This is a genomic window from Stenotrophomonas sp. 1L-E-5-B-C3 (genome assembly GCF_057292075.1).
Map to the genome: position 1 here is coordinate 11,505 of NZ_JBXAWS010000005.1, position 11,844 is coordinate 23,348.

Genomic DNA, 11,844 nt, shown 5'->3' on the forward strand with positions numbered 1-11,844 from the left:
GCGCAAGTCCGTCACCTTACCGTGACGTGCATGAATTTCTCCCCTCGTCTTGCGGCGGTGCTGGCCGCTCTATTGTGCGCGCCTGCGGCTTCGGCGCTGTCCCTTGCAGAAGCGCAGCGTGCAATGGAAGCACACAACCCGGACCTGCGCGCGGCGGCACTGGAGCTGCGCGGTGTGCAGGGCGATGCGCAGACGGCGGCATTGCGCCCGGCCACCGAGCTGTCGCTCGGTACCAGCAAGATCAGCCCCAAGCATGGCATCGGCCCGGGGCGCTGGCAGGACAAGCGGGTGGACAGCACCGTGGGCCTGGGCTGGACCTTGGAACGTGGCGGCAAGCGTGCATTGCGCATCCGCCAGGCGGACGCGCTGCTGGAAGTGGCGGGGCTTGAGATGCTCGATACCCGGCGCCGACAACAGGTGGCGTTGCACGAAGCCTATTTCGGCCTGAAGGGCGCGCAGGAGCGGACGCTGATTGCCGACGCCAACCGCCGGAGTTCGGCCGAGCAGATGGCGGCGGCGGACAAACAGGTTGCGACAGGGGCGATGGCGCCGGTGGATCGCGCGCGGCTGGCGGTGGACGACCTGGCTGTGGCAGACGCGGCGCGCGAGGCAGCATTGGATCTGCGTGACGCGCGGCATGCGCTGGGCCTGCTGCTGGGCCGCGACGACAGCCGTGACCTCAGCGCAGATGATCCCTGGCCAGACCCTGCTGGCAGGGCCGACTCGCGTGCATTCGACCCGCAGCAGCGCGCCGATCTGCGTGCCGCGCGCTCGCGCCTGGCGGCTGCTGATGCAGGCGTCGCACTGGCACGCAGCGAGCGCCACCGCGATATCCAGTTGGGCATGGAGGCCGAACGAGAGCCGACCGACATCAGCGGTGTCACCTGGGGCGTGTCGTTGACCATTCCGCTGGGTGGGCCGTCGCGGGCGCGCGGCGCGATCCAGCGTGCCGAGGCCGACCGCGACAGCGCCGCACTGGAAATGCAGGTGCTGCAGCGCGAAGCACGCGCCGAACTGGACCAGCTGCAGGCCAGCGCTCAGTCCGCCGCGCAGCGTCGCAGCGACTACGAAGGACTGCAGTCCGACGCCGCACGCAAGGCGGTGCAGGGCATCGAGCTGGCCTACCGGCGTGGTGCTGCAAGCCTGACCGACCTGCTGGACGCGCGCCGCAGCTGGCGCGAGTTCGAGGCCGCGCTGATTGAAGCGCGTGCCGACCATGCCATTGCCCTGGCGCGCTGGGAAGCGGCCACAGCCGTTGCTGAAGGAGAGTCCCGATGAAGTCCACCGTCACTTATCGCCCGCAGGCGCGACACGCCGTGCTGCCGGCCTTGCTGGCGCTGGCCCTGCTGGGCGGCTGCGGTCGAGAGCCAGCATCCTATCTTGAGGATGCGCCTCAGGTCAGCGCCGGCCAGATCCAGTTTCCCGCCGACAGCCGCCAGCTGGACGTGCTGCGCAGCGAGGCGGTGAGTGCCGGCGCCAGCGCCAGCCTGCAGTTGCCGGGCCGGGTGGTCTGGGATGAGACGCGCTCCAGCGCACTCCACACGCCGCTGCCGGGGCAGGTGGCGCGCATCGAGGCACAGCCGGGGCAGAAGGTGAAGGCTGGCCAGGTGATCGCCTGGATCACCTCGCCCGAGTTCGGCCAGGCCCAGGCTGAAGGTGCGCGTGGCCGCGCCGAGCTGCAGCAGGCACGCAAGGAACTGGACCGTACCCGCGAACTGCATGCGGCGGGAGTGGCGTCGGGTCGTGAACTGGACGAGGCCGAGGCCAACTTCGCTGGCAGCCAGGCCGATCATGCGCGCACGACTGCCTTCGCCAAGGCCTATGGCAACGGCCAGCGCGTCGATCAGCGCCTGCCGCTGCGCGCGCCCATCGATGGCGTGCTGGTGGAGCGGCGGATGAGCCCGGGCATGTCGGTCAGCCCGGACAGTGAACAGCCGTTGGCAGTGATCGGCGATCCGGACCGCCTGTGGCTGTTGCTGGATGTTCCTGAGAGCCTCGCCGGACGCTTGAAGGCGGGCATGCAGGTGAGCGTGCCCGGCGCCGATGGACAGCCACTGCAGGCGACCCTGCAGCACGTGGATGACTTCGTCGACAGCGAACGCCGTGTGGTGCAGGCACGCGCCGAGCTGGACAATCGCGCGCGCGCCTTCAAGGCCGGGCAGTACGTGCGTGCCCAGGTGGCGTTGCCGGCCGAGGGCGGTGTCTCATTGCCCGATGCCGCGGTGCTGCTGATCGACGGCACGCAGGTGGTGTTCGTGGAAGAGGGCAAGGGCTGCTTCGTGCGTCGCGCCGTGCACGCGGAGGAGCTGGGTGACGGCCGGCTGTGGGTACGTGAGGGCCTCGCCGCCGGCAGCCGGGTGGTGGTCGAAGGCGGCCTGCTGCTGCAGCAGCTGGTCGACAGCGCTCCGGCAGCCGTCAGCACCGGTAGCGGGCACGCTGCGCCATGATCGATCGCCTGATTGCCTACTGCCTGCGCCAGCCATTGATGGTGATGCTGGCACTGCTGCTGTTCATCGGCGCTGGCATTGCCGCGTTCCGCGTACTGCCGGTGGAAGCCTTCCCGGATGTGTCGGACACCCAGGTAACGGTGGTGTCGCTGCACCCGGGCCGCGCCGCCGAAGAGGTGGAGCGCGAAGTGACAATGCCGCTGGAAGTGGCGCTGTCCGGCATCCCGCATTCGGTGCGGGTGTTCTCGCATACCCAGTTCGGCCTGTCGATGATCATCCTGACCTTCGACGACAAGGCCGACGACTATTTCGCGCGCCAGCAGGTGCTGGAGCGCTTGCAGGGTGTGGAGCTGCCAGAAGGGGTGACCCCGGAGCTGGAGGCGATGAGCTCTGCGGTGGGCGAGATCTACCGCTACGTGCTCAAGGGCCCGCACATGACGCCGACCCAGCTGCGCACCGTCCAGGAATGGACGATGGAGCGCAGCTTGCGCACCGTGCCGGGCGTGGCCGATGTGATCAGCTTCGGTGGCTTCGCGCGCACCTTCCAGGTCAAGCCGGACCTGGACAAGCTGCGTGACCGCGGCATCAGCCTCGGCGAGTTCGCCGAGGCACTGGAAAAGGGCAGCTCCAACGCCGGCGGCGGCTACGTGGAGCGCGGGCAGCAGCAGTTCCTGATCCGCGGCGTGGGCCTGATGCGTTCGCCGGCCGACATCGGCAACGTGGTGGTGGCGCAGCGTGGGGGCACGCCGATCCTGGTGCGCGACCTCGCCGGCATCGCCGATACCGGCCTGCCACGGCAGGGCCTGGTCGGCCAGGACGACAATGACGATGCGGTGTTCGGCATGGTGCTGATGCGCAAGGGCGAGAATCCGTCCGACGTGCTCGACGCTCTGCATGCGCGCATCGCCGAGATCGAGGCGAACCAGCTGCCGGCCGGGGTCAGCATCGAGCCGTTCTATGACCGCTCGTGGCTGGTCACGACCACGCTGAAGACGGTCTTCCGCAACCTGCTGGAAGGTGCGGTGCTGGTGTTCCTGGTGCTGTGGCTGTTCCTGTACAACGCCCGCGCCGCGCTGATCGTGGCGGCGATGATGCCGCTGGCGCTGCTGTCGACCTTCCTCGGCCTGCACCTGTGGGGCGTGCCGGCCAACCTGCTGTCCTTGGGTGCGATGGACTTCGGCATCATCATCGATGGCGCGGTGATCGTCACCGAGCACATCGTCTCGCGATTGTCGAAGCTGCCACCTACGGCCGATCGGAAGACGCGGTTCTCGACCATTCTTTCGGCCGCATCGGAAGTGGGCCGACCGACGTTCTTCTCGATGCTGATCATCATCGCCGCGCACATCCCGATCTTCACCCTGCAGCGCCAGGAAGGCCGCATGTTCGCGCCGATGGCGTACTCGGTGACCTCTGCGCTGATCGGTGCGTTGATCCTGGCGCTGACCGTGGTGCCGCTGTTCTGCTACTGGTGGCTGCGGCGCGACCGCATGCGCGACGGCAACCCGCTGATGGACCGCCTGACCGACTGGTACCGGCCGATCCTGGAGCGCGCACTGGCCCGGCCACGTGCGGTGGTGCTGACCGCAGTTGCGTTGCTGGTGGGTACGTTGGCACTGGGTACCCGCCTGGGCTCGGAGTTCCTGCCCGAGCTGGACGAAGGGTCGATCTGGCTGACCGCCACACTCGATCCCAGCACCAGCCTGGCCGAAGCGCAGCAGCAGTCGCGGCGCATCCGCGAGCTGGTCGGCACCTTCCCGCAGGTGTCGACGGTGGTGGCCAAGCTGGGGCGCCCGGAAGACGGCTCCGATGCCAAGGGCGCCAACCAGATCGAGGCACTGGTGGCGTTGAAGCCGGAGAAGGAATGGCCGAAGGGTGTGGACAAGCGGCAGCTGGTCAGCGACCTGCAGCGCACCCTGGAGCAACGCATTCCGGGGCCGGAGTTCTCGATCTCGCAACCGGTGCGCGACAACATCCTGGAGAGCATCTCGCAGATCAAGGGCCAGGTGGTGATCAAGGTCAGCGGCTCTGATCTGGATGTGCTCAACCAGCACGCACAGGCCATCCTGGGCCAGGTGCGCGGGGTGGAGGGCGTGGAGAGCGCCTTCATCGACCGCGATGGTTCGTTGCCGCAGCTGCAGATCGAGATCGACCGCGACCGTGCAGCCCACTATGGCCTGAATGTGCGCGACATCGACGAGGTGATCGAGACCGCGCTGGGCGGGCGCCAGGTCGGCGAGCTGTGGGAGGGCGATCGCAAGTTCCCGATCACGCTGCGCCTGGACGATGCCGACCGCGACCTGCAACGGCTGCGTACGGTGCCAGTGGGTATCGGCGATGGCCACACGGTGACGCTGTCCGACGTGGCCGACTTCCGCATGGCCAGCGGCGCGATCAACATCTCGCGCGAGAACGCGCAGCGGGTGAAGGCGGTCAGCATCTTCATCGCCGGCCGTGACATGGGCAGCGTGGTGGCAGACATGCGCAAGCGCGTGGATGCCAGCGTGCAGCTGCCGGAAGGCTACCGGCTGGAATGGTCCGGCGAGTTCGAGAACCAGCAGCGCGCGATGAAACGGCTGGGCTGGGTCATCCCGCTGTCGGTGCTGCTCATCTTCGTGCTGCTGTTCGATGCCTTCAAGGACATCAGCAGCGCCGCACTGATCCTGGCCAACGTGCCACTGGCGATGATCGGCGGCATCCTGGCCCTGTGGTTGACCGGCATTCCACTGTCGGTGTCGGCGGCGATCGGATTCATTGCGTTGTTCGGACAAGCGGTGCTGAACGGGGTAGTGATGCTCAGTCGCTTCGCCCAGCTGCGCGAGCAGGGCATGGACCTGCTGCAGTCGGTGGTGCAGGGCTCGCTGCAGCGCCTGCGCACGGTGCTGATGACCGCGCTGCTGGCGATGTTCGGCCTGCTGCCGATGGCGACCTCGCATGCGATCGGTGCCGAGACCCAGAAGCCGCTGGCGGTGGTGGTGATCGGCGGCCTGCTGTCAGCGATGCTGCTGACCCTGCTGGTACTGCCCACGCTGTACTACTGGGTGCACCGGCGTCGCGAGGCCCGCGCCGGCTGACGACGTGTAGAGCCGAGCCATGCTCGGCTGCTTCTGGCCTTTGCGTGAAGAGCAGCCGAGCATGGGCTCGGCTCTACCGAGTCTCCGCGCCACGCGTAGATGCGATCAGTAGATCCACGCCATGCGTGGATGCCGTCCGCGCAGTTACACCATCCCGCCATTGGCGCGCAGCACCTGGCCGTTGATCCACCCGCCATCGGCACCGGCCAGGAAGGCCACCGCTCCGGCGATGTCCTCCGGCGTGCCCAGTCGCTCCAGGGGATTCATCTTTGCCAGCCGCTCGATCAGCTCCGGTGCCTTGCCATCCAGGAACAGGTCGGTGGCAGTCGGGCCGGGCGCCACGGCGTTCACGGTGATGTTGCGCCCGCGCAGCTCCTTGCTGAGGATCGCGCCCAGCGTCTCCACCGCCGCCTTGCTGGCGGCATACACGCTGTAGTTCTCCAGCTTGATGCCGACCACGCTGGTGGACAGGCTGATCAGGCGGCCGCCGTCACGCACCCGGCGCGCGCTCTCGCGCAGCACGTTGAAGGCGCCCTTCAGGTTGATGCCGATGACCCGTTCGAACAGTGCGTCGTCACTGTCGGCCAGCGTCGCCAGCTGCAGTACGCCAGCACTGTTCACCACTACGTCGATGCCGCCGAAGCGGGCTTCGATGGCGTCGAACAGTTGGCGCACCGCCTGCGGGTCGGCCACATCGGCCTGCAGCGCGATGGCCTGCGCACCAGTGGCCGTGAGTTCGGCGGCCAGTGCCTCGGCATCATCGCGGCGGCCGGCGTAGTTGATCGCCACGGCATGGCCGTTGGCGGCGAGGCGGCGCGAAATGGCAGCGCCGATGCCACGGGAACCACCGGTGACCAGGGCGACACGGCGGGTGGAGGAGGTGGGCATGGTCGGTTCCAGCAGGGCGCGCCGGACTGGCGCAGTGCCATCTTCGCCATCTCATCAGTCCGGATAATCATGCATAATCCGCCAACATCATCCGGGTAGCCGAACAATGGACCGTTTCACGGCCATGCGCGCCTTCGTCCGTATCGTCGAGCGCCGCAGCTTCACCCGTGCCTCCGAGGACCTCGGCCTGCCGCGGGCCACGGTGACCGATGCGATCAAGGCGCTGGAGAATCGGCTGGGCGTGCGCCTGCTGCACCGGACCACGCGGCTGGTGGTGCCGACCCTGGAAGGCGAGGCCTTCTATGGCCGTTGCCTGCGCCTGATCGCCGACATGGACGACGCTGAAGCCGCGTTCCGTGACGTGCCACCACGCGGCCCGCTGCGGATTGAAGTGCATGGCACGCTGGGCCGGCACCTGCTGTTTCCGCACCTTCCGGACTTTCTGCAGCGCTACCCTGAGATCGAACTGGAGGTCAACGAGGGCGATCGCTATGTCGATCTTCTGCGCGAAGGCGTGGATGCGGCGATGCGGGTGGGGACGCTGGCCGACAGCGATCTGGCGGCGCGCCGGTTGACGATGCTGCGCGAGGTCACGGTGGCCTCGCCAAGCTACGTGCAGGCCAGAGGCGTGCCGGGCAGCATCGATGCCCTGCAGGACGGCCACCAGATGGTCGGTTACCGCTCAAGTGCCACCGGCCAGCTGATACCACTGGAGTTCCAGCAGACTGGCCAGATCCGCTATGTCCCGCTGCCCGCGCGGGTGAGGGTTTCCGGCGCCGATGCCTTCCTCGGTGCCGCGCTGGCAGGGCTGGGCATCATCCAGGCGCCGCGCTACCGGATGAACCCTTACATTGCGCGCGGGCAGCTGGTCGAGCTGTTGCCGGACGCACCGCCGACGCCGAGCCCGTTGAGCCTGGTCTACCCGCGCAACCGCACGCCGTCGCCGCGGCTGCGGGTGTTCATCGATTGGGTGGCCGCGGTGTTCGACCAAATGGGGTAGTGCCGGCCGCTGGCCGGCAACTGCAATACGCCGGGTGTGCATGGGCTGCCGGCCAGCGGCCGGCACTACCAGGTGGCAGCGCTTGGCAACACCAGTTCGAACACAGTGCCGGTTTCGTCCGACGCAACGCTCACGCTGCCGCCATGCGCCTGCACGATGGCACGGGTAATCGCCAGACCCAGCCCGACGCCTTCATGGCGGCCTCGCTCGCCCCGGTAGAAACGGTCAAACAGGCGCGGCAGGGCTTCGGCGGCAATCGGCGTGCCTCTGTTGTGCACGCTGATCCGGCACACGCCATCAATCCCGGAAAGCCGCACGACCACTTCGCTTCCTGGCACCGCATGCTTCAACGCATTGGACAACAGGTTGGCGATTGCCCGATGCAGCATCAGCCGGTTGCCTTCCACGCGCACGTCGCCGTCGCGGCGCAGGGCCAATTGCCGGTCCTCGGCCAGCAGCCCATAGAACTCCAGCAGCGAATCCACCACCGCATCCAGCGCCACCGGCTCGCGCGAAGGCAGTGCGCCCGGCGCCTCGGCCTGCGCCAGATACAGCAGGTCACCCACGGTCTGCGCCAACTGCTGCAGTTCTTCGGCGCACGAGGCCAGCGTCTCACGGTAGGCCTCGTTGCTGCGCGGGTGGGCCAGCACCACCTGTACCTGGGTCAGCATGTTGGTGATCGGCGTGCGCAGCTCGTGGGCCAGATCACCGGAGAATTCGGTCAGGCGCGCGAAGTCCTGCTGTAATCGCGCCAGCATGCCGTTGAGGGTCTGCGCCAGCTGTTCCAGCTCGGCCGGCGCGCTGCGCGCGTTCAACCGCCGTTGCAGGCGCCCTGCGGTGATCTGACGGGCTTCATCGGCCAGCGTCCGCAGCGGCCGCAGCGTTCGCCGCACCACATAGCCACCCAGCAGGCTGCTGGCCACGGCGGCACCGATGATGGCGATCGCCAGCAGGTGGCGGAAGCGCTGCAGGAAGTCTGCATGGCGGGCGTCATCAATGGCCAGCAGGATCAGCAGCTGGCTGCCGTCGGCCAGGGTCTGGCGCAGGTGCAGTGCATGCATGCACGTTCCGTCGGCAAGGATCCAGTCGTGCCGACGGAAGGCACTGTCGACAGGCTGGCTGCGTGCGTGTTCGCGCAGCAGCGCTGGCGCGGTGGAAAACAGCACGGTGCCGTCTCCATCAACGATATGGAAGGCGATATCCGGATGGTGGCTCAGCGCCTCTGCCAGTCGCTGCCAGCGAACGGACGCAGGCCCATTGCCGGCCAGGTCGCTGATCAACGCGACCTTGTTCTCCAGCTCGGTGAAATCCTGTGCGACCAGATCGTGACGGGCACTGACATAGATCGCCACGCCCAGTGCCGCCAGCACCAGCGTGGCCACGGTGGCGAACAGCAGCGTCAGCCGCACCGCGATGGAGCGGCGCAGGCTCATCCGTTGCGCGCGGCGCCGTCGTCCGGCGCCTCCAGTACATAGCCCATGCCGCGCACGGTAATGATCAGCTTGTCGGCGAAATCATCGTCGATCTTGGCGCGCAGGCGGCGGATCGCCACATCGATGACATTGGTGTCGCTGTCGAAGTTCATGTCCCACACCTGCGAGGCGATCAGCGAGCGCGGCAGCACTTCGCCACGGCGGCGTGCCAGCAGCTCCAGCAGGGTGTACTCCTTCTGGCTGAGCGCGATGCGCTGGCCGCCACGCTCCACCCGGCGGCGCTGGGTATCCACCACCAGGTCGGCAATGACGATGCGTTCAACCTGCGGCACCGCCTGGCCGCGGCGCAGCAGCGTGCGCACGCGCGCCAGCAGCTCGGCGAAAGCGAAGGGCTTGGCCAGGTAGTCATCGGCGCCCAGCTCCAGGCCCTGCACGCGGTCGGCGATGCTGCTGCGCGCGGTCAGGAACAGCACCGGCAGCGGCCAGCCGGCTCCACGCAGCCGCGACAGCACGGTCCAGCCATCCAGGCCGGGCAGCATCACATCGAGGATGACCAGCTGGTACTCGCCACTCTCGGCCAGATGCAGGCCGTCGATGCCGTTGCTGGCGAGGTCGACCACATAGCCGGCCTCGATCAGGCCCTGGCGCAGGTAGTTGCCGGTCTTGGGTTCGTCTTCGACGATCAGCAGTTTCATGATGCGGCCATCATCGCAGCTTGCGGGTGGGTCGGCAGCGGTGGTTCATGCCACCGGGTCCAGGGTGCCGAGTACCGCTACACAGGCCAGCACCAGCAGCGCCAGCACCGCTTCGCAGGCCAGGCTGTGGCGCAGCGAACGCAGTGGCCTGGGTTGCCAGCCTCCGCGGATGGAAACCGCCAGCGCCGGCACCAGCCGCCAGCGATGCAGCGCGGCCAGCCCAAGCATGCCGCCGACCAGGGCCAGTTTGAGCAGCAGCCAGCGCCCATGTGCGGTTTCGGCCAGGGTGTGCAGCGAGCCGCCGAGATCGACATAGGTATAGGTGCCGGTCATCGCCAGCAGGGCGACGATGATTGTGCCGGGCACAGCGAAGCTGTGCGCGGCCTGCCACAGCTCGCGGGTGCGTTCGCGCAGACGCAGGCCCTGCGGTCGCAGCGCCAGCTGCAGGATGGCGGCGATCGCCCCGACCCAGGCGCCGGCGGCCAGCAGATGCAGCATGCCGGCGCCGAGCCGAAGCGTGCCGCCGAGCCCGTCGCCGGCGGCGGCATGGCCATTCCAGGAAAGGCTGGCCAATGCGCTGGCAGACAGTGCCAGCAGTGCGAGGCGGCGCAGGCCCTGTACGGGGCGGTTGATGGCCAGCAGTGGCAACATTGCCAGTACGGCCAGGATGCGCAGCAGGCCCGCTTCACCCACCGGCGTACCGGCAAGAAACCAGCGCGCGGTCTCGCCGTCGATGTCGGCCGGCGATACGCCAAGCACGCCGGACAACCGGGTCACCGCGTCGGTGATGACCAGTACCAACGCGATCACGGTGAGCGTCAGCGAGACGCCGCGCGGCAGCCCGGGCCGGACGAACAGCATCCGCCCGAACAGCAGCATCAACACGGCATACAGCACCAGCCGCAGCGCATACGGCGAAAGCTCGGCCACAGCGGTGGCCTTACTTCACGGTGAAGCGGTAGTTGCCGGTGATCGGGTGGCTGTCCTGGCCGACCGCGCGCCACTGCAGCGCGTAAGTGCCGGCAGGCAGCGGCTTGGCGAAGCGCGCGCGCAGGGTGTGGCCGTCCTCTGAGATCTCCTGCGCAGTGGTCGGCATCGCCATCTTCATGCGGCCATGGTCCATGCTCAGTTCGATGCGGGTGGCACGCGGCATCACCTTTTCACTGAACTGCAGCTCGATCTGGCTGGCCGGGGCCACGGTGGCGTCGGCGGCCGGCGTTGCGCGCACCAGGCTGGGATGGGCCAGCGCCAGCGGTGCGACCGCAAGGCCGGACAGCAGCAGGGCGAGCGAGGTGGGGCGGAGCAGGGAGCGGATCATGTGCGGGAACGCCTGTCGGGAAGTTGCCCTCAGGGTGATGCAGCGCGCCTTTCGCTGCCCTGACGCGAACATTACCGGTCTGTAATGTTGGCTGCCGGCCCGCAGCCGGCGCTACCGGGCCCGCGACTGCGCGATCCAGGCTGACGGCGAACAACCGACCACACGCCGGAAGGCCGCGCTGAACTTGCTGGGATTGGCGTAGCCACTGGCCAGCGCAACCTCGGTGACGCTGCATCCCTGGGCCAGTGCCCCGCGCGCCCATTGCATGCGGCGTCGGGTCAGGAACGCATAGGGTGGCAGGCCGGTGGCGGCGCGCAGCGCACGACCGAACGTGGACGGGTCCATCTGCACCGCAGCGGCCAACTGTGCGACTTCAAGAGGCTGGCCATGCTGTGCATCGATGTAAGCCTCCAGCTGCTGCAGTCGCCGCGTGGACAGTGCCGTGTCCCTGCCGCGTTCCCTGCAGGGAAGTCCGGCAAGCTGACCCAGGCGATGCAGCAGGACCTGGGCGCCATGCTCGAGGAAGCCGGGCAGGCAAACATCGGCCTGCGCGCTGCACCACAACGCCTGCAGTACCGAAGTGATCACCGGGTCGTGGTGCAGCCGCGCCGCCAGCGGCTGCAGGTGTTGCAACCGCTGCGGATCCTGCGGATGCAGGCGGGTATCGATGGCGATGCCGAGCAGATCGACCGCGGGGCTGGCATAGGTGCCGGTGTCTCCCGGCAGCACCAGGTTGAACTGGCCGGGCCGCCACGGCGCCTGCAGCAGGCCGTTGAGGGTGCGTTGCTGCAGCCGTCCGCCGCCGTCCACGGCCAGGCCCAGGCGAAGCTGGTGCGGATGGCCCATCTCGCCTTCGCTGGCGTCGAAACGATGGCGCAGCAGCACCACCGCACCGTCATCGCTGGCGTAGGCAGCAGGGGCCTGCGACCGGGTTTCCTGCAGCAACTGGTCGGCGAGGGCGGGCATCACGGATCCGGGAATGGAGCGGC

10 protein-coding genes are annotated in these 11,844 nt (G+C 68.2%); 4 read left to right on the forward strand and 6 right to left on the reverse strand.

The annotated features are described in order from the left end of the window. The first annotated feature begins 30 nt into the window (after window positions 1–30). From AC0Z6F_RS07965 to AC0Z6F_RS07975, 3 genes are read left to right on the forward strand one after another with little or no spacing between them, the layout of a single operon-like run. Window positions 31–1,278 (forward strand): TolC family protein, encoded by a 1,248-nt coding sequence (locus tag AC0Z6F_RS07965; RefSeq protein WP_485617005.1) that lies wholly within the window; start codon window positions 31–33, stop codon window positions 1,276–1,278. After that, window positions 1,275–2,447: an efflux RND transporter periplasmic adaptor subunit gene (locus AC0Z6F_RS07970; RefSeq protein WP_012511217.1), complete on the forward strand. Its 1,173-nt coding sequence runs from the start codon at window positions 1,275–1,277 to the stop codon at window positions 2,445–2,447. The genes AC0Z6F_RS07965 and AC0Z6F_RS07970 overlap by 4 nt, the downstream gene beginning before the upstream one ends. After that, complete coding sequence (locus AC0Z6F_RS07975) at window positions 2,444–5,521, forward strand: efflux RND transporter permease subunit (protein ID WP_012511216.1); 3,078 nt, start codon at window positions 2,444–2,446, stop codon at window positions 5,519–5,521. Before AC0Z6F_RS07970 ends, AC0Z6F_RS07975 begins: the two co-directional genes overlap by 4 nt. 144 nt (window positions 5,522–5,665) lie before the next feature. Here AC0Z6F_RS07975 and AC0Z6F_RS07980 read toward each other — a convergent pair whose 3' ends face one another. Next, window positions 5,666–6,409, reverse strand: coding sequence for an SDR family oxidoreductase (locus AC0Z6F_RS07980; RefSeq protein ID WP_012511215.1), 744 nt, complete (start codon window positions 6,407–6,409; stop codon window positions 5,666–5,668). Window positions 6,410–6,515: 106 nt separating this feature from the next. On the opposite strand from AC0Z6F_RS07980, the gene AC0Z6F_RS07985 reads away from it, so the two are divergent. Further along, window positions 6,516–7,409, forward strand: coding sequence for a LysR family transcriptional regulator (locus AC0Z6F_RS07985; RefSeq protein WP_012511214.1), 894 nt, complete (start codon window positions 6,516–6,518; stop codon window positions 7,407–7,409). A 65-nt stretch (window positions 7,410–7,474) separates the two neighbouring features. On the opposite strand, the gene AC0Z6F_RS07990 is transcribed toward AC0Z6F_RS07985, so the two are convergent. The 5 genes from AC0Z6F_RS07990 to AC0Z6F_RS08010 all read right to left on the reverse strand — a co-directional run bounded on the left by AC0Z6F_RS07990 (window position 7,475) and on the right by AC0Z6F_RS08010 (window position 11,821). Further along, window positions 7,475–8,842, reverse strand: coding sequence for a heavy metal sensor histidine kinase (locus AC0Z6F_RS07990; RefSeq protein WP_012511213.1), 1,368 nt, complete (start codon window positions 8,840–8,842; stop codon window positions 7,475–7,477). Next, window positions 8,839–9,537, reverse strand: a complete 699-nt coding sequence (locus AC0Z6F_RS07995; protein ID WP_006370165.1) for a heavy metal response regulator transcription factor — start codon at window positions 9,535–9,537, stop codon at window positions 8,839–8,841. Before AC0Z6F_RS07995 ends, AC0Z6F_RS07990 begins: the two co-directional genes overlap by 4 nt. Window positions 9,538–9,582: 45 nt before the next feature. Further along, window positions 9,583–10,467 carry a copper homeostasis membrane protein CopD gene (gene copD / locus AC0Z6F_RS08000; protein WP_012511212.1) on the reverse strand — a complete coding sequence of 295 codons (885 nt, stop codon included), beginning with the start codon at window positions 10,465–10,467 and terminating at the stop codon, window positions 9,583–9,585. 10 nt (window positions 10,468–10,477) lie between these two features. Next, window positions 10,478–10,855, reverse strand: coding sequence for a copper homeostasis periplasmic binding protein CopC (copC, locus tag AC0Z6F_RS08005; protein WP_012511211.1), 378 nt, complete (start codon window positions 10,853–10,855; stop codon window positions 10,478–10,480). 111 nt (window positions 10,856–10,966) lie between these two features. Further along, window positions 10,967–11,821 (reverse strand): helix-turn-helix domain-containing protein, encoded by an 855-nt coding sequence (locus AC0Z6F_RS08010; protein WP_012511210.1) that lies wholly within the window; start codon window positions 11,819–11,821, stop codon window positions 10,967–10,969. Window positions 11,822–11,844: the final 23 nt, after the last annotated feature.

Coding starts and splice junctions, on each gene's coding strand:
- AC0Z6F_RS07965 (WP_485617005.1), top strand. CDS start 31: ATGAATTTCTCCCCTCGTCTTGCGGCGGTGCTGGCCGCTCTATTGTGC.
- AC0Z6F_RS07970 (WP_012511217.1), top strand. CDS start 1,275: ATGAAGTCCACCGTCACTTATCGCCCGCAGGCGCGACACGCCGTGCTG.
- AC0Z6F_RS07975 (WP_012511216.1), top strand. CDS start 2,444: ATGATCGATCGCCTGATTGCCTACTGCCTGCGCCAGCCATTGATGGTG.
- AC0Z6F_RS07980 (WP_012511215.1), bottom strand. CDS start 6,409: ATGCCCACCTCCTCCACCCGCCGTGTCGCCCTGGTCACCGGTGGTTCC.
- AC0Z6F_RS07985 (WP_012511214.1), top strand. CDS start 6,516: ATGGACCGTTTCACGGCCATGCGCGCCTTCGTCCGTATCGTCGAGCGC.
- AC0Z6F_RS07990 (WP_012511213.1), bottom strand. CDS start 8,842: ATGAGCCTGCGCCGCTCCATCGCGGTGCGGCTGACGCTGCTGTTCGCC.
- AC0Z6F_RS07995 (WP_006370165.1), bottom strand. CDS start 9,537: ATGAAACTGCTGATCGTCGAAGACGAACCCAAGACCGGCAACTACCTG.
- copC (WP_012511211.1), bottom strand. CDS start 10,855: ATGATCCGCTCCCTGCTCCGCCCCACCTCGCTCGCCCTGCTGCTGTCC.
- AC0Z6F_RS08010 (WP_012511210.1), bottom strand. CDS start 11,821: ATGCCCGCCCTCGCCGACCAGTTGCTGCAGGAAACCCGGTCGCAGGCC.